General features: G+C 73.8%; 22 protein-coding genes. 10 read left to right on the top strand and 12 right to left on the bottom strand.

Annotation, left to right across the window (positions count from 1 at the left end; translation table 11 throughout):
• Positions 1-282: 282 nt before the first annotated feature.
• The 7 genes from ABZ193_RS21610 to crtI are packed head-to-tail and all read right to left on the bottom strand — an operon-like array spanning position 283 to position 6,621.
• Positions 283-1,281 (bottom strand): DUF5914 domain-containing protein, encoded by a 999-nt coding sequence (locus tag ABZ193_RS21610; RefSeq protein ID WP_354711240.1) that lies wholly within the window; start codon positions 1,279-1,281, stop codon positions 283-285.
• A gap of 1 nt (position 1,282) precedes the next feature.
• A complete protein-coding gene (locus ABZ193_RS21605; RefSeq protein ID WP_354711238.1) occupies positions 1,283-2,785 on the bottom strand; it encodes an NAD(P)/FAD-dependent oxidoreductase in 1,503 nt (500 codons plus the stop codon).
• Positions 2,782-3,516, bottom strand: a complete 735-nt coding sequence (locus tag ABZ193_RS21600; RefSeq protein ID WP_020419107.1) for a class I SAM-dependent methyltransferase — start codon at positions 3,514-3,516, stop codon at positions 2,782-2,784. Before ABZ193_RS21600 ends, ABZ193_RS21605 begins: the two co-directional genes overlap by 4 nt.
• Entirely contained in the window at positions 3,513-3,830 is a 318-nt protein-coding gene (locus ABZ193_RS21595) for a lycopene cyclase domain-containing protein (protein WP_354711237.1), read from the bottom strand. The genes ABZ193_RS21600 and ABZ193_RS21595 overlap by 4 nt, the downstream gene beginning before the upstream one ends.
• Positions 3,827-4,162, bottom strand: a complete 336-nt coding sequence (locus tag ABZ193_RS21590; protein ID WP_020419109.1) for a lycopene cyclase domain-containing protein — start codon at positions 4,160-4,162, stop codon at positions 3,827-3,829. Before ABZ193_RS21590 ends, ABZ193_RS21595 begins: the two co-directional genes overlap by 4 nt.
• On the bottom strand, positions 4,163-5,125 hold the full coding sequence (locus ABZ193_RS21585) for a phytoene/squalene synthase family protein (RefSeq protein WP_354711236.1): 963 nt from the start codon (positions 5,123-5,125) through the stop codon (positions 4,163-4,165).
• Positions 5,122-6,621 carry a phytoene desaturase family protein gene (crtI, locus tag ABZ193_RS21580; protein WP_354711235.1) on the bottom strand — a complete coding sequence of 500 codons (1,500 nt, stop codon included), beginning with the start codon at positions 6,619-6,621 and terminating at the stop codon, positions 5,122-5,124. Before crtI ends, ABZ193_RS21585 begins: the two co-directional genes overlap by 4 nt.
• 99 nt (positions 6,622-6,720) lie before the next feature.
• Here crtI and ABZ193_RS21575 point away from each other — a divergent pair, with 99 nt between their 5' ends.
• Positions 6,721-7,662, top strand: coding sequence for an oxaloacetate decarboxylase (locus ABZ193_RS21575; RefSeq protein ID WP_354711234.1), 942 nt, complete (start codon positions 6,721-6,723; stop codon positions 7,660-7,662).
• Here the strand turns inward: ABZ193_RS21575 and ABZ193_RS21570 are convergent.
• The 3 genes from ABZ193_RS21570 to ABZ193_RS21560 all read right to left on the bottom strand — a co-directional run bounded on the left by ABZ193_RS21570 (position 7,659) and on the right by ABZ193_RS21560 (position 13,788).
• Positions 7,659-8,663 carry a glycoside hydrolase family 43 protein gene (locus tag ABZ193_RS21570; RefSeq protein WP_237335079.1) on the bottom strand — a complete coding sequence of 335 codons (1,005 nt, stop codon included), beginning with the start codon at positions 8,661-8,663 and terminating at the stop codon, positions 7,659-7,661. The two genes, ABZ193_RS21575 and ABZ193_RS21570, sit on opposite strands and share 4 nt — an antisense overlap.
• 159 nt (positions 8,664-8,822) lie before the next feature.
• Positions 8,823-9,365, bottom strand: coding sequence for an Imm5 family immunity protein (locus ABZ193_RS21565; protein ID WP_237335078.1), 543 nt, complete (start codon positions 9,363-9,365; stop codon positions 8,823-8,825).
• The gene (locus ABZ193_RS21560) at positions 9,346-13,788 is read right to left on the bottom strand and encodes an RHS repeat-associated core domain-containing protein (RefSeq protein ID WP_237335077.1); all 4,443 of its coding nucleotides are present in this window, start codon (positions 13,786-13,788) and stop codon (positions 9,346-9,348) included. The genes ABZ193_RS21565 and ABZ193_RS21560 overlap by 20 nt, the downstream gene beginning before the upstream one ends.
• 171 nt (positions 13,789-13,959) lie before the next feature.
• Between ABZ193_RS21560 and ABZ193_RS21555 the strand changes: the two genes are divergently transcribed.
• Positions 13,960-14,556 carry a DUF308 domain-containing protein gene (locus ABZ193_RS21555; protein WP_020423231.1) on the top strand — a complete coding sequence of 199 codons (597 nt, stop codon included), beginning with the start codon at positions 13,960-13,962 and terminating at the stop codon, positions 14,554-14,556.
• Here the strand turns inward: ABZ193_RS21555 and ABZ193_RS21550 are convergent.
• Positions 14,553-15,542 carry a hypothetical protein gene (locus tag ABZ193_RS21550; protein WP_354711232.1) on the bottom strand — a complete coding sequence of 330 codons (990 nt, stop codon included), beginning with the start codon at positions 15,540-15,542 and terminating at the stop codon, positions 14,553-14,555. The two genes, ABZ193_RS21555 and ABZ193_RS21550, sit on opposite strands and share 4 nt — an antisense overlap.
• 196 nt (positions 15,543-15,738) lie before the next feature.
• Here ABZ193_RS21550 and ABZ193_RS21545 point away from each other — a divergent pair, with 196 nt between their 5' ends.
• From ABZ193_RS21545 to ABZ193_RS21520, 6 genes are read left to right on the top strand one after another with little or no spacing between them, the layout of a single operon-like run.
• The gene (locus ABZ193_RS21545; RefSeq protein WP_272881978.1) at positions 15,739-16,740 is read left to right on the top strand and encodes a LacI family DNA-binding transcriptional regulator; all 1,002 of its coding nucleotides are present in this window, start codon (positions 15,739-15,741) and stop codon (positions 16,738-16,740) included.
• Complete coding sequence (locus ABZ193_RS21540; RefSeq protein ID WP_354711231.1) at positions 16,733-18,355, top strand: FAD-dependent oxidoreductase; 1,623 nt, start codon at positions 16,733-16,735, stop codon at positions 18,353-18,355. The genes ABZ193_RS21545 and ABZ193_RS21540 overlap by 8 nt, the downstream gene beginning before the upstream one ends.
• A gap of 25 nt (positions 18,356-18,380) precedes the next feature.
• The gene (locus ABZ193_RS21535; RefSeq protein WP_354711230.1) at positions 18,381-20,519 is read left to right on the top strand and encodes a hydantoinase/oxoprolinase family protein; all 2,139 of its coding nucleotides are present in this window, start codon (positions 18,381-18,383) and stop codon (positions 20,517-20,519) included.
• Positions 20,516-21,073 (top strand): hypothetical protein, encoded by a 558-nt coding sequence (locus ABZ193_RS21530; protein WP_354711229.1) that lies wholly within the window; start codon positions 20,516-20,518, stop codon positions 21,071-21,073. The genes ABZ193_RS21535 and ABZ193_RS21530 overlap by 4 nt, the downstream gene beginning before the upstream one ends.
• Positions 21,074-21,075: 2 nt before the next feature.
• Positions 21,076-22,353: a hypothetical protein gene (locus tag ABZ193_RS21525; RefSeq protein WP_020423237.1), complete on the top strand. Its 1,278-nt coding sequence runs from the start codon at positions 21,076-21,078 to the stop codon at positions 22,351-22,353.
• On the top strand, positions 22,350-23,099 hold the full coding sequence (locus ABZ193_RS21520) for an alpha/beta fold hydrolase (protein ID WP_354711228.1): 750 nt from the start codon (positions 22,350-22,352) through the stop codon (positions 23,097-23,099). The genes ABZ193_RS21525 and ABZ193_RS21520 overlap by 4 nt, the downstream gene beginning before the upstream one ends.
• On the opposite strand, the gene ABZ193_RS21515 is transcribed toward ABZ193_RS21520, so the two are convergent.
• Positions 23,081-23,476, bottom strand: coding sequence for a DUF5313 family protein (locus tag ABZ193_RS21515; RefSeq protein WP_237335069.1), 396 nt, complete (start codon positions 23,474-23,476; stop codon positions 23,081-23,083). The two genes, ABZ193_RS21520 and ABZ193_RS21515, sit on opposite strands and share 19 nt — an antisense overlap.
• 71 nt (positions 23,477-23,547) lie before the next feature.
• On the opposite strand from ABZ193_RS21515, the gene ABZ193_RS21510 reads away from it, so the two are divergent.
• Positions 23,548-24,021 carry a MarR family transcriptional regulator gene (locus ABZ193_RS21510; protein WP_017982263.1) on the top strand — a complete coding sequence of 158 codons (474 nt, stop codon included), beginning with the start codon at positions 23,548-23,550 and terminating at the stop codon, positions 24,019-24,021.
• A gap of 151 nt (positions 24,022-24,172) precedes the next feature.
• Entirely contained in the window at positions 24,173-24,925 is a 753-nt protein-coding gene (locus ABZ193_RS21505) for an alpha/beta hydrolase (protein ID WP_354711227.1), read from the top strand.
• Positions 24,926-24,957 lie beyond the last annotated feature (32 nt).

Here is a 24,957-nt window from a genome sequence, read left to right as displayed (position 1 = left end):
GGCGCGCTGGTAGAGGACGGCCTAGGCGGCCGTCGCGGTTGGTCCATTCGTGAAGGTGCGGGTGGGGTAGATGAGCGTGCTGGTGGTGGACGGCTTGGGGCGGCCGTCGCGGTTGGTCCACTCGTGAAGGCGCCGGTGGTGGTGGGGACCGGTCGGCGGGGGCTGGTGCGGGGGCGCCGCCGCCAACCCGGCCTGCCTGCGCGGTTGGTCCACCCGTGAAGGCGGGCGCGGGCGGCCCGGTCGGCGGGGCGGCAGGATTCCAGGTGGCGGCTGGACGAGCCCTCACGCCCGGGTGTCGCGGGGGCTCCAGTCCTCGCTGCGCAGCTGGTAGCGCCGCTCGGCGTACGCGAGGTCGTCCTTCCACAAGCGGGCCGCCGCGTGGCGCATCAGCGGGCGCAGCGCGGGCGCGGCGGCCCGGGCGAACCGGAAGCCGGGGCGGGACGACGCCGCCACCACCGCCTCGATCACCGCCGTGCGGGGGCGGCCGTCGCGGCCCGGGCCCAGCGGCGTGGCGTGCGTTTCGACCACGCTGCCGACCCCCTCGCCCTCGGTGATGCGCATGACGATCGTCCGCGGGCCGGGGCAGGTGAACTCCGCCTGGACGGGCACGCCGAGCGTCGGGGTGACGCGGAAGGTCACCGACACGACGAACCGGTCGTCCTCCTCGGCCACGTCGACCTCGGCCGGCGCGGACAGCACCCTCAGGCGCGTGAACGAGTACGGGTGGAACCACGAGCCGTGCCACGGGTCGAGCCGGTTGGCGATCACGTCCCGCGGCTCGCACACACCCTCCAGCCGCGCCACCGAGTCCACCCCACCTGCAGGCCGGGCGGGCACGACCGGCGCGGGCAACGGCTCCTCGCCGCCGGCCCGGTCCAGCCGCACCCACGCCAGCACTCCGTCGTCGAACGCGGGGCGGCACGACCGCTCGTCCAGCCGCAGCCCGTGCCACCGGCACAGCAGGCCGCCGTCGTCGACCGCGCCCAGCGCCATCGGCGCGCCCAGGTGCAGGCACGCCCCGGGCCCCACCAGCAGCTTCCCGGCCCGGTCCCGCCACGCGACCAGCTCGATCCCGGCCACGGAGAACCCGTAGGGCCGGTCGCCGCGCACGTCCCGGCTCGCCGCGAACACGTACCAGTTCCCCGACGGCCGCGCCTCGGCCCGCTTCAGCGCGGCCTCGATCAGCGACGGCTTCGCGTCGCGGTACGTGGGCTCCTGGCGCGCCCACGGCGTGCGCGGGATCGGTTGCAGCGGCCAGTTCCGGGGCCAGCGCGGTGCCATCTCACCCTCCTAACGCGGCCAGGGCCCGCAGCGGCGCGAACCGCCCGCGGACCGGCACGGTGGTCAGTTCGTGCCCGGCCAGCCCCCACCGCGCGAGCAGGCAGTTCGCGGCGTGCCAGCCGGTCGCGGCCGCGCGTTCCATCAGCGCGACCGGAAGATCGATGCGGATCCCGTCCCCGGCGAGCACGACCCCGTCGAACGGGGTGCGGACGCGGGGGCGGCGGGCGAAGTCGCCGACGCCGAACAGCGGGCAGTCCCGCCGCCACTGCACCAGCTCGCCGACGATCCGCGCGCCCGCGGTCTCCGGGTACAGCTGGTGCAGCCGGTCGACCAGCTGCTTGCGCAGCGCGACGAGCTCGTCGGCGCAGGCGTAGGCGTGCAGCTCGACGACCGACCCGCCGTGCTCGGCGGCCCAGGTCGCGGCCTCGCGCTCGTAGCGGTCCAGCACGCTGATGTTGTCCAGCGGATCGAGCCCGCCGGTGGCGAGGAACGCGGGCCGGTCCGGCGCGACGGGGCGGTCCAGCCACAGCCGGTGCACCAGGAACGGCGGCGCGATCCGCAGCCCGAGCACCCGCGACCGCCACTCCTCGTCGGCGAGATCCGGCGACGCCGACACGATCGACTGCAGCCCGGACACGTCCGCCGCGAGCACCACACCGTCGGCGGCGAGACCGTCGACCGACCAGCGGGAGCCGTCCCGCGCCACGGATCCGGCCTCGGCGCCGGTGCGGAACCGCACCCCCAGACCCGCCAGGTACGCCCGCAGCGGCTCCCACAGCGCGGTGTCGTAGGCCGAGTCCGGCACGTCGAACACGAGCCCCTCGGACGAGCCGAGGAAGTACAGGTGGAACATCGTCGCCAGCTCCGCGGCCGACATCTCCGACGGCGGCGCGAAGAAGCTGCGGGAGAACACCTCGAACGCCAGGTGCCGGGCGGCGGGCGGGAAGTTGATGCGCTCCAGGAAGGTCGCCGCGTCCACGTCGTCGAGCTGGTCGTAGGTGCCCGGCACGGACACCGCGGCCAGCGGCGCGGCGGCGCGGGCGTTGAGCCGCAGCAGGTCCCGGACGCGGAAGGTGGGGCTGCGCAGCGCGAAGGCGAGCGCGTTCCACGGCGGCGTGCTGGGCAGCCCGCGGAAGGTGTCGCGGCGTCCTTCGCCGTCGACGAGCGGGTAGTCGGCGACCGGGCGCAGCCGCGACAGGTCCGGGTCGGCGCGGCGCAGCAGCGCGCGCAGGTTGTAGTACTGCCGGAAGAACGCGTGGAAGCCGCGGCTCATCGACACGGTGCTGCCGTCGGCGAGCCGGTCCGTCCAGGCCGACACCCGCCCGCCGAGCTCGTCCTCCCGCTCGACGACCGTGACGGCCACGCCGCGCTCGGCCAGCCCGGTGGCGGCGGTGAGCCCGGCGATCCCGCCGCCCACCACCACGACCTCCGGCCGGTGCGGCAGCGTGCGGGCGTCCGCCGCACCGGCGGGGGCGCGGTGCCGGACGGCGCGGCGGTCGGTCACGCGGGCTCCTCGGGGTTGGTGGCCAGGAAGGTGTGCACGACGCCGCGCTGCCAGCCGGTCATCGTCTCGCTGTGCACGGCGGTGAACCCGGCGCCGGCGAGCCGTTGCCGGAACCGCGCGGCGCCGTCGAAGGCGAGGACGCTGCGCCACAGGTGCCGGTAGAGCGTCGCGTCGCCGGTCGCCACCCGCCCGGCCGGGATGATGATGCTCCAGCACACCGCGTGCCACACCAGGCGGGCGGCGAGCGAGTCGCGCACCGAGTACTCGTGCGCGGCGAACGTGCCGCCCGGCTTCAGCAGCGCCCGCAGCGCGCGCAGCTGCCCGTCCGGGTCGGCGAGGTTGCGGATCAGGTACGCGGCGAAGATCCCGTCGAACGGCCCGGAGATCCCGGACGCGGCCAGCTCCTCGACCGGGCTGTGGACGAAGTGGACGGTCGAGGGCCAGGACTTCCGCCGCGCCTGGGCGAGCATCTCCGCGGAGGCGTCGAAGGCGACGATCTCGGCGTGCGGCGCGGCCGCGAGCAACGCGGCGGTGGAGGCGCCGGTGCCGCAGCCCGCGTCGAGCAGGCGCAGGCCCCGGCCGCCGCCGGGCAGGCGCATCCGGCGGGCCGACAGGCGCAGGTGCTCGTGGTAGCCCGGGTTCGCGCCGACCAGCCGGTCGTAGGCGGCGGCGCCGGTGTCGAACGCGCCGGGCACCTCGTGGCGGGCCAGTCCGGTGCGGTCCAGGGTCATGCCTCCTCCTTGGCGGTGCGCCGTTCCCACAGCAGCAGCACGGCGGTGACCAGCGCGAACCCGAACAGGAAGTCCTCGACCGGGATGTCCCACGGGAAGCGCAGCCCGCTGGTGTGCTCGGGCGCGTACAGCACGATCGGCGCGCACAGCTTGGTGAGCCAGCCGTCCACCGGGATCTGGAAGCCGACCACGATCGCCATCGAGATCCAGTACGCGGGCTTGCGGAACAGCCCGGTGCGCAGGTGCAGCAACTCCCACGCGCACACGGCGATCACCGCGAGCACCGCGGGCAGCGTGTACCCCAGCCCGGTCACCGGCGCACCTTCCGCAGCTCCCGCAGGCGGCCGAGCATCGCCTGCACGCACCCGTAGGTCAGCACCCCGCACACCGGGATGACCAGGAAGAACAGCAGCTCCTCCAGCGGGATGGCGAACGGCAGCCGCACCCCGGTGACGTAGTCGGGGTTGTACCACCAGACTTCGGCGGCGATCGCGATCGCGTCCCAGACGAGGAACACCAGCGCGACCGGCAGCACCGCGCGCGCCAGCGCGACCGGGCGCCGGTAGACGCGCGCGCCCAGGAACTCCAGCGGCAGGGTGATCGCCAGGCACCCCGCCAGGACGAGCAGGTACTGGTAGTGGTCCATTCACGCCCACCTCTCCGTCGCGGCCGCGGTCAGGTCCGCCGCCCGCCGGCCGCGCCGCGCCCACATCGCCCGCGCCAGCCCGGACAGCGCCAGCCGCGCCCGGCGGGCGCGGCCGACCCGGGCCCGGTGGGCGAACACCGCGAACCCGGCCGCCTCGATCCGGTCCAGGATCTCCGAGTACAGCACCAGAGCGGTCGCGATGCACGGCCGGGACACCGGGTGCAGCCGGTCGATGCCGTCGCGCGCGTAGGCGTAGATCTCGCGGGTGGTGGCGTGCTGGGCGGCCAGCGCCTCGCGCACCCTGGGGTCGGTGCGGCCGTTGCGGTGGCACCACAGCAGCAGGTCCCGGTCGACGCCGAACGCGGCGAGCTCGTCGGCGGGCAGGTAGACGCGGCCGCGGTCGAGGTCCTCGGCGACGTCGCGCAGGAAGTTGGTCAGCTGGAAGGCCTTGCCCAGCGCCGCCGCGTAGGGCGCGGCCTCCGCCGGCTCGCCGACCGTGCCCAGCACGGGCAGCATCTGCAGGCCGATCACCTCCGCCGAGCCGTACACGTAGCGGTCCAGGGCGGCGCGGTCGGCGTAGCCGGTGACGGTGAGGTCCATCCGCATCGAGTCGAGGAACGCGGTGAACAGGTCGCGGCGGATCCCGTAGCGGCCCGCGGTGTCCACCACGGCCGCGAGAACCGGGTCGTCGCTGCGGCCGCTGTCCAGCCCGGCGAACAGCTCCGCGGAAAGCGCTTCCAGGCGGCCGGCCGGATCGCTGCCAGGGGGAGCGGAGTCGACGATGTCGTCGGCGAAGCGGGCGAACCCGTAGAGCGCGTGCACGGCCGGGCGCTGCGCCTTGGTCAGCAGGCGCGTGGCGAGGTAGTAGGTGCGGCCGTGCTCGGCGTTGAGGCGGCGGCAGCGGACGTAGGCCTCGCGCAGGCGCGGTTCGGTGATCCCGGCGGCGTCCAGGGCCCCGGTCATCGCGCCGCCACCAGTGGGCGGGTCACGTGGGCGCCGGTGATGCGGTCGGCGGCGAGGCGGCCGGACACCAGGGCGGTCGGCACGCCCACCCCGGGCGCGGTGCTGCCGCCGGCGAGCACCACGTTGCCGGTGCCGCGCACCAGGTTGCGCGGCCGGAACGGGCCGGTCTGCGCGACGGTGTGCGCCAGCGCGAACGGCGTGCCGGCCAGCATGCCCTGCCGCGCCCAGTCGGCCGGGGTGACGACGTGCCTGGCCTCGATGCCGTCGCCGAGCCCGGGCAGCAGCCGCTCGGCGACGTGGCCGAGGACCTCGTCGGCGTAGGCGTCCCCGACGCGGTCCCAGTCCACCGGGCCGCGCCGCAGGTTCGGCGCGGGCGCCAGCACGTAGAGCAGGTCGCGCCCGTCCGGCGCGAGCGCGGGGTCGGTGGCCGTCGGACGGGTCACCAGCAGGGAGGGATCGCTCATCAGCCGCCCTTCGTGGATCAGCTCGTGAAACGTCCGCCGCCACGCCGCGCCGAACAGGATGGTGTGGTGCGCGGTGTCGCACCGCCGCCGCGTGCCGACGTGCACGACGACCGCGGACGGCGCGGGCCGCAGCGGCACCGGCCGTCGCGGGGTCCGGCCGAGCAGCTCGTAGGCGGCGGGCAGTTCGGTGGTGAGCACGACCGCGTCGGTGGGCAGGCTGCCGCCGGTGGTCTCCACCGCGGTCACCCGGGAGCCGGACCGCCGCAGCGCCGTGACCTCGGCGCCGTAGCGGAACTCCACCCCGGCGTCCGCGGCCGCCGCGGCCAGGGCGTCGGGCAGCGCGCGCATGCCGCCGCGCGGGAAGAACACCCCGGCCACGGTGTCCATGTAGGCGATCACCGCGTACACGGCCAGCGCGTGCTGGGGCGACTGCCCGGCGTAGAGCGACTGGAAGGAGAACACCCGGCGCAGCCGCTCGTCGCGGAGGAAGCGGCCGATCTTGCGGTCCAGCGGCCCGAAGGCGCCCATCGCGACCAGCCGGGCCAGGTGCGGGGTGACCAGGGCGAGCGGGGAGTCGAAGTTGGCGGCGATGAACCGGTCGAACTCGGTCCGGTACAGCCGGGTCAGCCACTCGCGCAGCCGCCGGTACCCGTCCGCTTCGGACGGCCCGGCGAACGCCCGCACCGCTTCGGTCATCGCCTCGGGATCGCTGTGCACGTCGAGGCTGCTGCCGTCGGCGAAGCGGGCGCGGTAGGCGGGGGTGACCGGGACGAGGTCGAGCCGGTTCGCGACGCTGTCGCCGACCGCGGCGAGGGTCTCGTCGACCAGGTCGGGCATGGTCAGCACGGTGGGCCCGGTGTCCATGCGGTAACCGCCCAGGTCCAGGCGTCCCGTCCGGCCGCCGGGCACCGGCTCGCGCTCCACGACGGTCACCTGCCGTCCCCGCCCGGCCAGGTGCAGCGCCGCCGCCAGCCCGGACAGTCCCGCCCCCACCACGACGATCCGATCCGCCGGGCCCGTCACGGTCCGCATCCAGCCACCCCTCACTCGACTACCCGGACAGGTAAAACGTTGCACGAACGTTGCGCCGTTGTCCACTCGGTGAGCCTGCCGCCCTGCGGACTAGCGTAGGTGACGGACGCCGGGGCGACCGGGCACGAGGAGGACGTGGTGGGAGACCTGCTGGGCCGCGGGCCCGCGCCGAGGAAGCGGTTGCGGGAGCTGCTGGCGGCGCCGGGGCCGCTGGTGGCGCCCGGGGCCTACGACGCGCTCACCGCGCGCCTGGTCGAGCAGGCCGGGTTCGACGTGGTCTACATGACCGGGTTCGGCACCACCGCCTCGCTGATCGGGCGGCCGGACGTCGGCCTGCTGACCGGCACGGAGATGATCGACAACGCGCGGCGGATCGTGTCGGCCGTCGACGTCCCGGTGATCGCCGACGCCGACACCGGCTACGGCAACGCCCTCAACGTGGTCCGCACCGTGCAGGCCTACGAGCAGGCCGGGGTGGCGGGCATCCACCTGGAGGACCAGGTCAGCCCGAAGAAGTGCGGGCACCTGAGCGGCAAGGCCGTCATCCCGCGGGAGGAGATGGCCGGCAAGCTGCGCGCGGCCGCCGCGGCCCGCCGGGATCCGGACTTCGTGCTGATCGCGCGCACCGACGCCGCCGCCGTGCACGGGCTCGCCGACGCGATCGAGCGCGCCCGCGCCTACGCCGAGGCCGGCGCCGACCTGCTGTTCGTGGAGGCCCCGACCAGCGAGGAGGACATCGCCACCGTCGCGCGGGAGCTGTCCGGGGCCGCCCCGCTGGTGTTCAACTGGGCGGAGGGCGGCCGCACCCCGCCGCTGTCCCTGGAGCGGATCCGCGAGCTGGGCTTCTCGCTCGTGCTCTACCCGATCGGCACGCTGCTCGCCGCGACCGCGGGGGTCCGCGCCCTGCTGGACACCGTGCGCCGGGACGGGACCCCCGCGGCCGCGCTGCCCGGACTGCCGTCGTTCGGCGAGTTCACCGACCTCGTCGGGCTGCCCGAGGTGAGCGATCTCGAGGCGCGGTTCGCGGGGGAGTCCGGTTAGGACACCTGCGGCACGCCCTTGACGAACTCCAGGTTGAGGCCGAACAGGCCGCGTGCGGCGCGCTGGCCGTTGAGCCAGCCGTGGAAGTAGATCCGCCCGCCGACGACGTCCGCCCCGCCGGGGCCTTCGGTGGCGTGGCCGACCGACTCGGTGGTCAGCAGCGGCTGGTCGGCCTTGGTGTACGGGCCGGTCAGCGAGGACGCCGTGGCGTAGCGGGTCTGGTAGGTGGCGTTGCGGTAGTCGTCGGCGGAGTAGAACAGCACGTACTGGCCGCCGCGCTGGGTGATCACCGGCGCTTCGACGATGCCCTTCTCCTCGGGGCGGTCCGCGCGCAGGATCTCGGTGCGCGGGCCGTCGGGCGCGGTGCCGTCCTGGGTCATCTTCTGCACGAAGATCGCCGAGGCGCCGCCGCCGGGGTGCTCGCCCTTGTAGAGCAGGTAGCGGGTGCCGTCGCGGCTCTGGAAGGTCTGCGGGTCGATGTCGCCCTTGTCGCCAGGGTCGCAGATCAGCGGCGCGTCCCCGGCCGGCTGGTAGGGGCCCGCCACGGAGTTCGCGACCGCCGTGCCGATGCAGCGGTGCCGGTCCGTTTTGGACACCGCCGCGTAGTACATGAGGAAGGTGCCGTCCGCGCGGCGGGTCACGTCGGGCGCCCAGTAGCCGCCCTTGGGGTCCACCCAGGACGGATCGGCGGCCAGCGCGTCGCCGGTGACGCGCCACGGCCCGTCGGCGTCCTTGGCGACGGCGACGGGGATCCGGCCGGACGGGCCGCCGGTGGCGAAGGCGTGGTAGTCGGTGCCGATCTTGAGCACGTCGGGGTCCGGGAAGTCCTGGTTCAGCAGCACCCGCGGGGCGGGCGCGGCCTGCGCCACGGCACCCGGCAGCAGCGCCGAGGAGAGCAGGATTCCCAGGCAGGTCAACGCTCTCGCGGTCCTGGGCCGCCGGCGCGGGCGGGGCGGGTCGTCGGGTTCGCGGGCCTTGGTGATCTTGCCTGCCGTGTCCACGGCGCAGGAGTTACCCGGGCGGTGGAGGGACTAATCTCCTCCCTTCGGGCCGCGCGCGGTGCCCGGTGCGGTGACGACGGGCACGGCGCGGGCACTCGTCCGGTGATCCGCGCGGCTCCGATGGAGGAGCCGTCGGTGCGGACGGTCACCGGGCGCGGGTCAGGACCGCGCGGCCGCCGGCACGGCTTCGAGCAGGTACCAGCGCCAGAACTCCCGCCGGGCGGCGGAGTCGCTGCCGTCCAGCCACGTAGGACCGCCCGCCGCGGCGTTGGCCGCGTAGAAGCAGGGCGACCAGTCGTCGGGGTCGAGGTCGGTCTCGTCGTCGACGTCGCCGGGTTCCTCTGGCCTGCCGAACACCAGGTTGCGCGCCACGGCCCAGTATGCGAGACCGGCGGACACGGCGGTGCCGCCGCGCAGCGAGAGGTTGTCCAGGTGGGTGTGCGCGTCCCGGACGGCCTGCTTCAGGCCCGTGGCGGCGGGGTCGGCCTGCGCGGCGGCGAGCAGCCGCACCGGCTCGTCGTCGCCGGGGAACGCGGCGTCCCAGATCGGCCGGACCCGTTGCGCGCACAGCAGTTCCAGCCTGGACAGCGCGTCGTCGCCCAGTTCGGTGTGGATGGCGCGCCGGTCGGCGTAGGGCAGTGCGCCGTCGGGCGGCAACGCGTCCGCGAGGCGGGTCAGGGTGTCAGTGTCGAGGTGTGGCACTCATCGTCCCGTTGGTGTGGAAGGTGAAATCGTGGTGCGGGTCGGAGACATGCTGGGGGATCCCGCGGTGCTGCGCAAGGGCGAGGAAGAACCCCTGGCAGTCGTCGCACATCGTGGACGACACGCGGATCGGCGCGTCGGGGTCGAGGTAGGCGGCTTGGCGCTCGGCGTGCATCGCGAAGTACCGCCCGAACACTCCCAGGTCCCGTCCGTTCGGCTCGGCGACCAGCGGGTGGCCGATCTGCTGGTGGAACTGCCGCATGTCGTTGAAGGAGGGCCGGGTGAAGTGCGGCTCGTGCCTGCCCCAGCCGCTGAGGGTGTTGACGCGGTCGGTGAAGGCGATGGTCTTGTGCGAGTCGTCGTACCCGTGCAGCCCGAGCGGGTCCAGCCAGGTCAGCGGGTTGCGGACGTAGGAGTGGATGCCGAGGCCGCCGAGCAGGTGCAGCGGATCGGGGCTGTGGTAGCGGCCGGTGAGCGGATCGTAGTAGCGGTGCAGGTTGTAGTGCAGGCCGGTTTCCGGGTCGTGGTACTGGCCGGGGAACCGCAGTGGCGTGGCGGCCCCGTCACCGCCGGCCGCGCCGCCCCACAACGCGGTGGTGGCGCGCCAGGCGACCGTCCCGCCCGGGTCGACCAGCTCGGTCGGCGTGCCGACCAGGTCGGTGACGATGGCGTGGAAGCGGCTGTCCACCCACCCCTGGGGCGCGTCCGCGGCGGAGGTCCGCTCCACCTGGGTCAGCGGACGCCAGCTCTCCGGGTGCCAATCCCACGCCGTCGCCGTCGCGCTGCCGTCGCCGGAGGTGACCTGCTCGGCCAGGCGCGTGCCGTCCCAGCTGAACACGGTGCGCTCGACCACGGTTTTGCCGTCGGCGGCCAGGCGCTCCTTGGCGACCCGCCGCCCGAACGCGTCGTAGGAGTAGCGCCACCGGACGCCGTCCGGGGTGACGACCGCGGTGAGCCTGCTTTCGGCGTCCCACTCGTAGCGCCACGTCCGGTCCCGCCCGGACAGCGATCGGCGCCTGCGCAGCACGACGCGCCCCTCGGCGTCGTGCACCAGGTGCAGGCCGCCGGCCCGGTCCAGCCGGGTGCCGCGGTAGGCGCGCGGCCCGTCCTCGCCGGCCCCGGCGGACGCGGCGAAGGTGATGTTGCCCGCGGGGTCGTAGGAGTAGCGCTCCGTCCCGCCCGGCGTACGCACCTCGGTGACCCGGCCCAGCACGTCCAGCGAGTACTGGCGCGGCCCGGCCAGCTGGTCGACGATCGCGGTGACACCGCCGTCGGCGCGGTAGGTGAAGGCGCGCCGCTGCGTGACCCGCGGCCCCCGGCCCCCGCCGGTGGCGGTGAGCACCTGCGTGTGCAGGCGGTGGCTGTCGGTCCAGGTCTGGCTCAGCGCCGCGGCGCCGAACCGCCGCTCGGTCTCCCGCCCGGCCGCGTCGTGGGCGAACGTGATCGCCCGGCCCGCGGTCTCCAGGGCGCGGGGGCGGCCCGCCGCGTCGTAGCTCCACACCGTCCGGCCGCCGGACGGGGTTGTGCGGAGCACCCGCCTGCCCAGCGCGTCGTACACCGAGGACACCGCTCGCCCGTCGCACGTCTCGGCGAGCACCCGCCCCGCCGCGTCGTAGGAGACGGTCACCTCGGCCGCGGAGTTCACGGCCCGCACGATGCGCCCGGCCGGATCGTGCTCGAAGGTCGTGACCTCCTCACCGGTGACCTGTTCGACGACCGCGCCCCTGGCGTCGTAGGTGTAGCGGATCACCTCGCCGGCCGCGTTGACCCGTTCCACCACCCGGCCGGCCGCGTCGTGCCGATAGGTCAGGACCCGGCCGTTGAAGTCGGTCTCCCGGACCAGGTTGCCCGCGGCGTCGTAGGAGTAGCGCCACTCCAGGCCCTGCTGGTTCACCACTGCGACGGGGCGCAGCTCGGTGTCGTAGCGGATCTCCACGCGCGCGCCGTCCGCGGTCGTCTCGGCCGACTTGAGGTCGAAGTGCGTGTGTTCGATCCGCGTGACCGCACCGGTGAGGTCGACGTGCTCCACCGTGTCGCCCTCGCCGTCGTAGGTCATCCGCTCGGTCGACCCGTCGGGCAGGGTCCGCCACGCGGGCCTGCCCTCGACGGTCCACCCGAACCGCGTCACCCCGCCCAGCGGGTCGGTGGTGCTGACGACCCGGCCGAACCCGTCGTAGGTGTGCCGGGTGGTGGCGCCCACCTCGTCGATCACGGTCACCGGGAGGCCGGCCGCGTTGGTCTCGAACCGCTTGGTGTGCCCCAGCGCGTCGGTGACGGCCAGCAGGTGGCCACGGCCGTCGTGGGTGTAGGTGGTGGTGGCGCCGGTGGGGCTCGTGCTGGTGCGGGGATTGCCCCGCTCGTCGTAGGTCCAGCGCCAGACCGCGCCGGCGGCGTCGGTGACGGCGACCGGCTGGTGCAGCGAGTTGTACTCGGCGCGCAGGCGGCCCCCGCCGGGCTGGACCACCTCGATCAGATCGCCGGCTTCGTCTGTGACGTACCGCGTGGTCGCGCCTACGGGGTCCGTCTCGGCGAGTAGCCGCCCGCGGTCGTCCCACTCGCTGGTGGTGGTGCCGCCAAGGGGGTCGACGCGGCGGACGACCTGTCCGCGCTCGTCGTAGTGGAAGGTCGTCGTGTGGCCGAGCGAATTGGTGTGCCGGGTGAGGCGGTGCGCGGCGTCGTAGGCGAAGGTGCTGTTCAGCATGCCGTCGGCCCCGGTGCCGCGCACGCAACGGCCGGCGTCGTCGTAGGTGAACTCGTACCAGGTTCCCCGGCGGTCCTTCCAGCGGGTCATCCGGCTCTGCCCGTCGTAGGCGAAGCGCATGGCGAGCCCGGAGGAGTTGACCACCGCGGAGAGGTTGCCGTCCTCGTCGTGGTCGTAGCGCATCACCGGGACGTCGGCGCCGCCCGCGCCGGCGCCGAGCATCGTCAGCGCCACGACGCGCCCGGACTCGGTGGTGACGCCGACGCGGTAGCCGCCGGAGTGCCGCAGCTCGACCGGGGCGCCCGCCTCGTCGTACCGGAACTCCACGGTGTTGCCGTTGCGGTCGGACATCGCGGTGACCGGCATGGTCCCCGGCGAGCGCGGGTCGACCACCGAGAACCTGAGCACCCGGCCGGTTTCCGGGTCGGTGATCGTGTATCCGTCGCGCTGGCTCCCCGCCAGGACGTGCCTCGGCCCCGCCATGGGCACCTTGGCGAGGCTGCCGTCGTCGCCCCGCGGGTAGACGAGCAGCTTCCCGTCGGCGGCGGCGAACACCACCCCGGCGGCGTCGACCTCGATCCGCTGGTCCAGTGTGGACGCCCAGGACAGGCCGAACCACCGGCCCGAACGGTGGTTCGACAGGTGGATGCGCTCCAGCCGCAGCGGGAACACCCCGGGGAGGTCGAGGTCGGTCTGGGTCAGCAGCACCTCGCCGCTGACCATGTCCACCGGGTCGCCCAGCGCGCGCCCGATCTTCTCCTTCGCGCTGACGGCCAGATCGCGGAGCTTGTTCCCCGCGTTGCTCACCGCCGTGCGCAGCGAGCCTGCGGTGCCGGGTGTGCCCGGGGTGTCCGGGCTCGCTGGGGTGTCCGGAGTGGACGGTGTGCCGTCCACGTCGGGGGTGGAAATCCCGTCCCCGCTCCGCGCGGCCGACGGGGTGGTCGGGCCGTCGCCGTGGCGGCCGAACTTCCGCCCCAGCGCCGAGAGCTTCTCGATGATCTCGCCCAGCTTGTCGATCACCCGGCGGATCTTCGGCGCCGCGTTCCCCACGGTCTTCACCAGTTTGCGGATCAGGTCGGCGATCCGCGTGATGGCGCTGCTGATCGCCGTGGTGGCCTGCGCTGCGATCAGCGGGGTCGCGAAACCCAGGGTGCACACGGCTTCCAGCGCCCAGGTGATGAGCTTGCCGACCAGTTCCGCGACCAGGTCGCGGACGATCTCCCGCACCATGGCCACGACCTGGCCCATGATCAGGACGCCCGTGGAGATCCCGTCGGCCAGTGTGGCCGCGCCCGCGATCGCGTCGGTCTGGGCGGCGACGTTGGCGCGGTAGGCGTCGCCGCCCTCGCCCGTCCACCCTGCCGTGCCCGTGTTCGCCTCGGTGGTCAGGTCCTGCGCGATCGTGTTCACCTCGGTCGCGACGTTGGCCCAGGTGTCGGCGAAGGACTGGATCACCGGCGGGTCGCCCGCCAGCCAGTCCAGGGCTTCCTTGAGCGGCCGGACGTGCTCGATCAGCCAGGACACCCCGTACTGCGCGAGGGTGCCGAGCGGGTCGATCACCATCGACAGCACTTCCAGGCCGACGCCGAGCGCGCCCAGCCCGCCCTCGACCCAGGAGCCGTCCTTGATGCCGTTGGCCAGGTCGGTCGCGGATTCGGCGATGCCGATCCCCGTCACGCCCGTCGTCTGCGACTGGGCCTGCGCCACCAGTGGATTCGACACGCGCCACCCCCATGACTCGTCCGGGGTACGACGCAATCAGGGGGCGCGCGGTTGCACAAGCCGCCGAATGATCTAAGGGCCGAGCCGGATTCCATTGGTATCCCACCGGACTGGCGGGGTGTGCGGCGCGGGCCTACGGTGGCTGTTCCGGCTGCGGAAAGGGGAACCGTCATGGCCGTGCACCAGCCCTACGGGGCGTTCCGGGTGACGCTCGGCGAGGGGACGGGCGGTGAGTTGCGGCGGGTCACCGGGCGGTGGTGGATGGTCGCCCTGCTGGGGGTCGCCACCGCGGTGCTGGGGGTGCTGCTGCTGGTGAACCTGGCCGTGGCGGTGGGGACGCTCGCCGTGATCGTCGCGATCGCCCTGCTGTTCGAGGGCTTCGACGAGATCCTCACCGCCGACCGGCACCGCACCCGGTGGCCGTTCTACCTGCTCGGCGTGGTGTGGATCGGGATCGGCGTGATCGCGCTGGCCTGGCCGGGCATCACGCTGCTCACGCTCGCCGTGGTGGTCGGGATCGGGTTCGTCGTCGCGGGCGCCGGGCAGATCGCGGCGTCACTCGCGTGGCGGCGGCGCCTGCCGATGTGGGGCCTGTGGCTCGGCCTCGGCGTGGTGACCCTGCTGATCGGGGTGGTGGCCCTGGTGTGGCCCGGCCTGACCATCCTCACGCTCGCGATCTGGCTCGGAATCGCCCTGGTGCTGCGCGGCGCCGGCGCCCTGTGGTTCGCCCTCCAGCTGCGCCGCGCCCACCAGGCGATGGCCGCCTAGACCGCTCGCGCGATCGCGATCGAGCCCTCCAAACGGGCGCCCGCCTCGTAGAACATGTACTCCACGCCGTTTTCGGTGCCGAACGACGCCGATGCGCACCGGCCGTTGTCGGGGGCTCCGGGCAGCGGCGCGTGGAACACGCCGAGGTGCCGTCGCAGGCTGAAGTCGTTGCCCACCTCGGTGATCAGCATCGACCCGCCGGCCTCGATGTTGCAGTGGTACACCACGTAAGTGCTGCCGTTGCGCTTCAGAACCGACGGCCCGCTGATGTCGCGCGCGCCGACCTCCTCCGGGCGGATCAGCGGCTCCTGCGCGAACTCCCAGTTCCGCCCGTCGGCCGACCAGCCCCAGCCGATCGTGCGCCGGTTCGTCTGGTTGTTGATCATGAAGACCATCACGTACTTCGCGCCCAGCGCGGGCAGGCTGTGCTCGAACACCCGCGCGTAGGACGTCTCGCTGGTGCCGGCGGGCAGCATCGACGCCGACAGCACGACCTTGTCGTAGGTGAAGTCGATGCCGTCGCTCGACCGCGCCAGACGGGTCGTGGTGTTCTCGCCGTGGAAGTACAGCCACATCTCCTGCGTCGGCGCGTGCCACATCACGTGCGGCGACGAGACGTGGCTGACCGAGTAGTGCGGCGCCCACACGTTGGACACGATCGGGTTGGCCGGGTACTCCGTGAACGGCCCCTCCAGCGAATCCGCGTAGGCCAGGCAGATCCCACCGGGCGCGTCGTGCGGCGCGTAGTACAGGTAGTAGCGGCCCAGCGCGTTGCGCACCCGGCCGACCGTGCCGCGGATGCACGGGAAGATCAGCTCGCCGGTCGGGTTGTACTTCAGCGCGCTCTTGTCGAACGCGGTGCGCAGGAACCGGTAGTCGGGGAAGCCCGCGGGGGCGGCCTGCGCGGGCAGGGCGGGGACGGCGAAGGCCGCCAGGCCCAGCCCGGCGGCGACCTTGAGCGTGGCCCGGCGGGAGAGCTCGGTCATTCGGTGACTCCCTTTCGTCGGCGTTGACGACACGGGACTGTCCGTGACCCGTTCGAGTGGCGTCAAGGTGCTAATACGTATTAGTCCCGTCCTTGTCCGGTTTCGGACAAGTTCCTTGACACCGCTTTGCTCGTGCCAGAGCCTCAGCTAATCCGCATTAGCAACAGCAGGAGGTACCGTGCCGTCCAGGCGTGACATGCCCCGGCAGGCCGACATCGCCCGCATCGCCGGCGTCTCGCAGGCCACGGTGTCGGTCGTGCTCGGCGGCCGGTCCGGGGTCCGGATGGCCGAGTCGACGCGCCGCCGGGTGCTCGAAGTGGCGGAGAACCTAGGCTACGTGCCGCACCCGGTCGCGACCCGGCTGGCGTCGGCGCGCTCGAACATGCTCGGCCTATACACCTTCCGCGCCACGTTCCCGATGGAGGTGGCCGACTCCTACTACCCGATCCTGGTCGGGGTCGAGGAGGAGGCGGCCGCGCTCGGCCAGGACCTGATCCTGTTCACCGGGCTGAGCGGCGCCGAGGCGTCCGGGGAGGCCGCGATCCGGCGCACCCGCGTCGCCGACGGCTGCCTGTTCTTCGGGCGGCACGTGCCCGAGGAGCCGATCGCGAAGCTGGTCGACTCCGGGTTCCCGCTCGTCTACATCGGACGGCGCGAGGAACTCGGCGGCCGCATCCCCTACGTGGGCGCGGATTACGTCGCGGCCTCGGCCGAGGTCGCCACACGGCTGGCCGGGCTGGGGCACCGGAACCTGCTGTACGTGCGGGAAGCCGACGAGGCGCCTTCCTCGGCCGACCGCGAACGCGGCCTCCGCCAGGCGGCGCCGGACGCGCGGATCGTCCGCCTCGACGGGCCCGCGCTGACCACTGACACGGTCCGCGGCTGGCTCGCCGACGGCGTGACGGCGATCGTCGTGGAGGAAACCGACACCGGCGCCGCCTACACCGCGGTGCGCCAGGCACTCGACGCCGCTGGACTGTCCACACCGGACGATCTGTCGCTGGCGGTGCTCGGCCGCCCCCCGGGAGACGAGCCGGTCAGCGGCTTCGACATCCCGCGCCGCGAGATGGGCCGGCGCGCCGTGCGCCTGCTCGTCGACCTGATCACCGAAACCGAGACCACGCCGCAGCAGCTGCTGCGGTGCCCGCCCGTGGCCGGCACGACCGCCGGCCCCGCACCGGAGAGGGACCATGCCTGAACTCGACACCGAAATCCTCGTCGTCGGCGGCGGACTCGGCGGCGTCGCCGCCGCGCTGGCCGCGGCGGGCGGCGGGCACCGGGTCGTGCTCACCGAGGAGACCGACTGGCTCGGCGGCCAGCTCACCGCGCAAGCCGTGCCGCCGGACGAGAACCCGTGGATCGAGCGGTTCGGCTCGACCGCGACCTACCGCCGCCTGCGCGAGGGCATCCGCGACTACTACCGGCGCCACTACCCGCTGCGGGCGGAGGCCGCGCGCCTGACCGACCTCAACCCCGGCGCCGGCCGGGTCAGCAAGCTGTGCCACGAGCCGCGGGTCGCGCTGGCGGTGCTGGAGGCCATGCTCGCCCCGCACCGCGCGGCCGGGCGCGTCACCGTCCTGCTCGAACACCGCCCGGTGGCGGCCGAGACGACCGGCGACCGGGTGGACGCGGTCACCCTGGAGGGCCGGGACGGCACCCGCACCACCGTCCGCGCCGGTTACGTGCTGGACGCCACCGAGAACGGCGACCTGCTGCCGATGACCGGCACCGAGTTCGCCGTGGGCGCCGAGTCGCGTGACGAGCACGGCGAGCCGCACGCCCCCGAGCACGCCGACCCGGCCAACCTGCAGGGCATCACCTACTGCTTCGCGCTGTCGCACCACGCCGGGCAGGACCACGTGATCGACCGGCCGGAGATGTACGACTTCTGGCGCTCCTACGCCCCGGAGTTCTGGCCCGGCCCGCTGCTCGGGTTCCTCGCGCCGGACCCGCGCACGCTGGAGCCGGTCGAGCGCACCTTCGTGCCCAACCCGGACGGCGACCCGCTCGCGATCACCGCCGACCAGAGCGCCGACGCCGGTGACAAGGAGCTGTGGGGCTTCCGCCGGATCCTGGCCCGCGGCCTGCACGACGCGGGCGCGTTCGACTCCGACATCACCCTGGTCAACTGGCCGCTCAACGACTACTGGCTGCGGCCGGCGCTGGAGATCGACGGCCACACCGGGCCCGACGACGTCGCGCGCGCCCACCACGAGGCCAAGCAGCTGTCGTTGTCGGTGCTGTACTGGCTGCAGACCGAGGCGCCCCGCGCGGACGGCGGCACCGGCTTCCCCGGGCTGAAGCTGCGGCACGACGTGACCGGCACCGCGGACGGCCTCGCGAAGTCCGCCTACGTGCGGGAATCGCGGCGGATCAAGGCGGTCACCACCGTCACCGAGCAGGACGTCTCGCTGGACGTCCTCGGCCCGCACGGGCGCAAGCGGCACGCCGACTCGGTCGGCATCGGCAGCTACCGCATCGACCTGCACCCCTCGACCTCCGGCGACAACTACGTCGACGTCGCCAGCGTGCCGTTCGAAATCCCGCTCGGGGCGCTGCTGCCGCGGCGGGTGCGCAACCTGGTGCCGGCCGCGAAGAACATCGGCACGACGCACATCACCAACGGCTGCTACCGGCTGCACCCGGTGGAGTGGAACGTCGGCGAGGTCGCCGGGCACCTGGCCGGTTTCGCGCTGCGCCGCGGAGTGGAACCGCACCAGGTCCGCGACGACGAGAAGCTGTTCGACGAGTTCGCCCGGCTGCTCGACCAGTCCGGCGTGGAACGCCACTGGCCCGAGGTCCGCGGCTACTGACCCCTCACACCAAGGAGGTGTGGCAATGACGCAACATCCCCGCCGGGCTGGTGTCCGGATCGGCATCGACGTCGGTGGCACGTTCACCGACGCCGTCGCCGTCGACGCGCGCTCGTTCGAATTTCTCGCCCAGGTCAAGGTTCCCACCAGCCACGACCACGCCGACGGAGTCGCCGCCGGGATCCTCGAGGCGCTGGAGAAACTGCAGGCCAGTGCTGGAATCGGGGCCGGTGACGTGTCGTTCCTGGCGCACGGCACCACGCAGGCCACCAACGCGCTGCTCGAAGGCGACGTGGCGACCGTGGGCATCGCCGGGATCGGCTCCGGCTTCGACGGCTTCGCCACGAAACGCCTGCGGGCGCTGGGCAGGCTGGAGCTCGCGCCGGGCCGCAAACTGCCCGTCCGGTTCGCCGCCGTGCGTGATCCGGGTGATCCGGTCGCGGTGAAGGAGGCGATCGCGAGCCTGCGTGCGGACGGCGCCGAGGTGGTCGTGGCGGTCGAACCGTTCAGTGTGGACGATCCCGATGGTGAGCGGCTGGTGATGGCGGCCGTGCACGAGCAGGGCCTGCCCGGCACCTCCACCCACGAGATCACCGGGCTGTACGGGCTGGCCAAGCGCGCCCGCACCGCGGTGCTCAACGCGGGCATCATGCCGCGCATGATCACCACCGCCGACCTGGTCGAGCGCAGCGTCACCCGCGCCGGCATCACGGCGCCGCTGATGGTGATGCGTGGCGACGGCGGCGTGATGTCGCTGCCCGAGATGCGCCGCCGCCCGCTGCTGACCGCGTTGTCCGGGCCGGCCGCCGGTGTCGCGGGCGCGCTGATGGGGGAGAAGCTGTCCGAGGGGATCTTCCTGGAGACCGGCGGCACCTCCACCGACATCAGCGTGGTGCGCCGCGGCCGGGTCCAGGTCGGGCACGCGCACCTCGGCGGCCGGGAGACCTACCTGCCCGCGCTCGACGTGCGCACGGTCGGCATCGGCGGCGGCTCGCTGGTCCGGTTCTCCGGCCGGGCGGTCACCGACGTCGGGCCGCGCAGCGCCCACATCGCCGGCCTGTCCTACGCCTGCTTCGCGCCGGCCTCCGCCCTGGCCGGCGCCAAGCTGATCACGATCGCGCCGCGCCCGGACGACCCAGCCGACTACGTCGCCCTGGAGTCCCCGTCCGGCGCCCGCTACGCATTGACCCTGACCTGCGCGGCCAACGCCCTCGGCGCGGTCCCGTCCGGGGCCTACGCCCGCAGCGACGCCGAGTCCGCCCGGCTCGCGCTGCTGCCGCTCGCCCAGGCGCTCGGCACCTCGGTCGAAGAGGCCGCCCGCGCCGTGCTGCGGCAGGCGGTCAAACCGGTCCGGGCCGTGGTCGACGAGCTGGTGCGTGCCTACCGCCTGGAGCACATCACGCTCGTCGGCGGGGGCGGGGGAGCGGCCGCGGTGACGCCGTTCCTCGGGCAGGACACCGGCCACGACTGGAAGCTCGCCGCGCACAGCGAGGTGATCAGCCCGCTCGGCGCGGCGCTGGCACTGGTGCGCGAGTCGGTCGAGCGGATCGTGCCCAGCCCGTCCAACGCCGACATCCTCGCCACCCGCGCCGCGGCCGAGGCGGCGGTGATCGAGCAGGGCGCGGACCCGGCCGGGGTCGAGGTGGACGTGACGGTCGACCCGCGGCGCAACCTGATCCGCGCGGTCGCCACCGGCGCCACCGAGCTGCGCACGAAGGACCGGGCGGCCACTGTGGACGAAGCCGCGGTGCGGGCCGAAGTGGCCCGCAGCATGGGCGTCCCGGCCGCCGAGGTCACCGAACTCGCGGCCACGCCCCAGCACCGGGTGTGGGGCGCGCGGGCGCGCCGCCGGTTCCGCCGTCCGGTGCAGCACGTCCGCGTCGTCGACGGCGAGGGCGTGATCCGCCTGCACAGCGCGGGCGCGCTGGTGGAGAGCACGACGGTCGGCGAGGCGCCGGGCCGGCTCGCGACGGTGGTCGACCGGCACACCCGCTACGGCGACGGCGGGTCCCGCGCGCCCGCGGTGTGGCTGCTGGTCGGCCCGAAGATCGCCGACCTGTCCGGGGTGCTCGACCGCGATCAGCTGGTGGCCCTGATCGGCGCCGAGCTGAAGACCCGCGCGCCGGAGGAGCCGGTGGTGGCTGTCGTGGCGGACCGGCCGTGACCGGGCAGTCCGATGTGGAGCTCGCCGTCCGGCTGCTGCGCGAGACCCCCACGCACGAGAACCGGCCCGCGGAGCAGCTGGCCCGGTGGGCCGAAACGGCGCTGGCCTTCGGCGACGAACTGGCTGACCGGGACGAGCCGGACCCGCCGGTGCGCGTGACCGAAGCCGTCGGCGGCCGCCGCGACGGCGAAGTTCTGCTGGCCGAGTACCACGCGCGCCGCGGCGTCGTCACCGTCTACCGCGACTCGCTGGCCCTGCTGCGCCGGATCGCGGTCCGCCACGGCTGGGACGCCGACGTGCCGGCCGAGGCCCTGCGCGCCGCGGCCGTCGCGCACGAGCTGGTCCACCACCGGCTGCACCACGGCGCCGGGCGCGAACTGAACCGGCGCCTCGGGCACACCGCCATGCGGCTCGGGCGGTTCCGCGTGCGCGGCCACGTCGCCGGGGCCGACGAGCTCGTCGCGCACCGCTTCGCCCACCGCCGCAGCGGCCTGGGCAAGAGCCCGCTGCTCCTCACCGCGGCACTCGCCGCCTCCCTGCGAGCTGGAGACTGACCATGGGAATCGCGATCCTGGCCCTGATGGCCGCCGGCGTGGTCCTGATGCTCACCCGCGTGCTGCCGACCGCGTTCGCGCTCGTGCTGCTCGCGCTGGGCATCGCCGTGCTGTCCGGCGCGCCCCTGACCGGGGACAAGAACAGCATCCTCACCACCGTCCTGCAGAACGGTGCGCCCGCGCTGGCCGCGACGATGATCGCGGTGCTGCTCGGGTCCTGGCTGGGCGCGCTGATGGACGACACCGGAATCGCTGCCACGCTGGTCCGCAAGATCGTGGAGTTCGGCGGCGAGCGGCCCTCGGTGGTGGCGCTCGGCGTGTTCGCCGTGGCCATCCTGTGCGGCAGCATCACCGGGTCCGCCCCGGCCGCGATGCTCGCCGGCGTGGTCGGCATCCCCGCGATGATCGCGGTCGGCGTCGCCCCGGTGGTGGCGGGCGGCACGGTGCTGATGGGCATCGCCGCGGGCTCGCCGCTGGAACTGCCGGTGTGGCAGTTCCTGTCCGACGCGCTCGGCGCGCCGGTGTCCGACGTGCGCTCGATCATGATCAAGCTGTTCCCGCTGGCCCTGGCCGCCGGCATCGCCTACGTGCTGATCGAGACCCGCCGCCGCGGCGCCCGGCACACCTGGTCGGTCAAGGCCGCCCGGCCGAGCGCGCGGGTCCGCCGCGGCGACGCGCCCTGGTACGCGCTGCTCACCCCGCTGGTGCCGATCGTGCTCGCGCTCGGGCTGAAGGTGCCGATCGTGCCGTCGCTGCTGGCGGGCGTGGTGTTCGCGCTGCTGACCACGACCCGGTGGGGCAACTTCAACGGGCAGGCGCTGCGCTCGCTCTACAAGGCGTTCGACGTGGCCGCCCCGCCGATCGTGTTGTTCATCGCGATCGGGATGCTGCTGGCCGCGGTCAAGCTGCCCGGCGCGAAGTCCGCGCTGACGCCGATCGTGTCGGCGATCAGCCCGGCGGGCGCGGTCGCGTTCGTGTTGGTGTTCACGGTGCTGGTGCCGCTGTGCCTGTTCCGCGGGCCGCTCAACGTGTTCGGCCTCGGCGCCGGGGTCGCCGGCGTCCTGGTGTCTGGCGGGATCTACCCGATGCCCGCGGTGGTCGGCCTGATGGCCTCCTACAACCAGGTGTTCAGCGTCTCCGACCCGACGAGCACGCAGACGGTGTGGAGCGCGCAGTACGCCGGGGTGCGGCCGGAGCGGGCGATGATCTCGACCCTGCCCTACACGTGGGTGGTCGCGCTGGGCGGGATGATCCTGACCGCCGTGCTGTACCTGCCGTGAAGCTGCGGACGGCCGACGGGCTGACACTGGACGCCCGTCGGCACCCCGGGGACGGCCCGGTGGTGGTGCTGGCGCACGGGATCACCGGCGACCTGACCGAGAACGGGCTGTTCGGCGCGCTGGCGGACCGGCTGACCGGGCACGGCTTCGAGGTGCTGCGGTTCTCGTTCCGCGGGCACGGCGCGAGCGCGGGCCGGCCCCGGGACATGACGATCGCGGGGGAGCGGCTGGACCTGCGGGCGGCGGTGGACTGGGCGGCCGCGCGAGGCCGCGGGGTCGCGGTGGTGGCGTCCAGCTTCGGCGCGGTGAGCACCACGCTGTCGTTGCCGGAACTGGGCGATCGGTTGTCCGGGTTGGTGCTGTGGCAGCCGGTGCTCGATCTGCGCGCGACGTTCCTGGAGCCCTCGCTGCCGCGGGGCCGCTTGCTCTACGGCGACCGGTCGTCGTTGCGGGAGAACGGTTTCCTGGACATCGAGGGCCGGTTCGAGCTGGGCGCGGAGCTGTTCGAGGAGTTCGCCCGGCTCGACCCGCGTGCGGCGTTCCTGGCGAGCACGGTGCCCGCGCTGGTGCTGCACGGCGACGCCGACGAGCACGTGCCCTACGAGGTGGCGCGGGATGCCGCGCTGGCGCGCGACCACACGAGCTGGTGCACGATTGCCGGCGCCGGGCACGGGTTCCGCGAGGCGGGCGGGGAGGTGCTCGACCGGACGGTGGACTGGCTGGTGTCCTACTGCGGCGAGCGGTAGCGCGCGATGTAGCGCTCCTTGACCTCCCGCTCGGCCTCCTCCTTGGCCTCGGCACGCACCTTGCGGGCGGTGCCGTAGGGGTAGCCGTGCTTGCGGATCCGGTTCTCGACGCTCTCCTCGGCGTAGACGAGGGAGTAGAAGAACCCGACGATCCCGGCCATGAGCACCAGGCTCAGCCGCAGGGTGAGCGGGCCGGGCAGCAGCAGCCAGACCAGCATGAGCGGCAGGAGCAGCACCGAGGCCCGCGCCGCGTGCCGCCACAGCCAGGTCTTGGCGGTGACGTCGTGCAGGACCCAGGTGCGGTGCTGCTCGGGCAGGCGGCCGCCGAGGGCGTACCACAGCCACTGGAGGGGATTGGGGCGTCGGCGCTCGGTCACGTGCCCCACAGTACCCTAAAAGTTAGTGCATTAATTATCAGTGCCCTCACGGATGGAGTAGGCTCGGCCACATGACCGCGATCGACCTGGGCGAGAACCCGCTGGCGCTGGACCGGCAGGTGTGCTTCGCCCTGTCCGTGGCCTCCCGCAGCGTCATCGGGATCTACCGGCCGCTGCTCAAGCCCTACGGCCTCACCCACCCCCAGTACCTGGTGCTGCTCGCGCTGTGGGACCGCGCGCCCCGGTCGGTGAAGGACCTGGCCGAGACCCTGCGCCAGGAGCCGGCCACGCTCTCGCCGCTGCTCAAGCGGCTGGAGGCGCTGGGTTACCTGACGCGGGAACGCAACCGGTCCGACGAGCGGGCGCTGATGGTCGACCTGACCGAGTCCGGCCGGGACCTGCGCGCGGAGGCGGAGAAGATCCCGTACCGGGTCGTGGAGACGCTCGGCATGGAGGTCGCGGAGCTGGAGCAGCTGCACGCCGCGCTCGCCCGCGTCATCGCCGCGACCGGAAATGCCGGTGCGGAGCGCGACGAGACCGGCTAACCTGCCTGCTGCTGTGACGGACCGCGAGGAGGTGAGACCCATGAACCTGGCACGCACGTGGGTGCTCCCCTCGGCGTCACGGCTGGGCGGTTGACGTAGGGATCGCCGGGAGCGCCTGTTTTCCCGCAGCACTCCCGAAAGGCGTCAACCCATGCAATCTTTCCGGTTCACCGCGGAATCTTCCGGCGACGAGGTCGTCGAGCGCGACTTCACCGTCGGCGAGGTTCCCGGTGTGCTGTGGTCGCCCCCGTCCGCTCCCGATCACGCGCCCCTGGTGCTGATGGGGCACGGCGGCGGCCTGCACAAGAAGACCCCGGCGCTCGCCGCGCGCGCCCGTCACGCCGTGACCACCTGGGGCTTCCACGTGGCCGCCATCGACGCGCCCGGGCACGGCGACCGCCCGCGCACCGCGGACGACGAGCGGGCCCGCGCCGCGCTCCGGCAGGCTTTGGACTCCGGTGACAAGCCCGGGTTCGAGTCCGCCGGCGTCCGCTACACCGCCTCGCTGGTGGAACGCGCCGTGCCGGAATGGCAGGCCACGCTGGACGCGCTGCGCGCGCTGCCGGAGTTCGCCGACTCGCCCGTCGGCTACGGCGGCGGGATCACGCTCGGCACCGCGATCGGGGTGCCGCTGACGGCGGCCGACCCCCGGATCACCGCGGCCATCTTCGGCGGCGGGTTCTTCGCCTACGACGCGCTGATCGCGGCGGCCCGACGGATCACCGTGCCGGTCCAGTTCCTGCTGCCGTGGGACGACGAGCACGTCAGCCGGGACTCCGCGCTCGCGTTGTTCGACGCCTTCGCCTCACCGGAGAAGACGTTGCACGCCAACCCGGGCGACCACCGCACGATCCGCTGGACCGGCGTCGACGACGGGTTCCTGGCCCGGCACCTGCGTGCCTGACGCGACCGGCGCCGGCCGGGGCGAACCCGGCC

The sequence above is a fragment of the Amycolatopsis sp. NPDC006125 genome (assembly GCF_040614195.1).
Lineage (GTDB): Bacteria > Actinomycetota > Actinomycetes > Mycobacteriales > Pseudonocardiaceae > Amycolatopsis_E > Amycolatopsis_E tucumanensis.
Note: the sequence above shows the minus strand (reverse complement) of the source record. Positions and strands in the feature narration are given on the sequence as shown.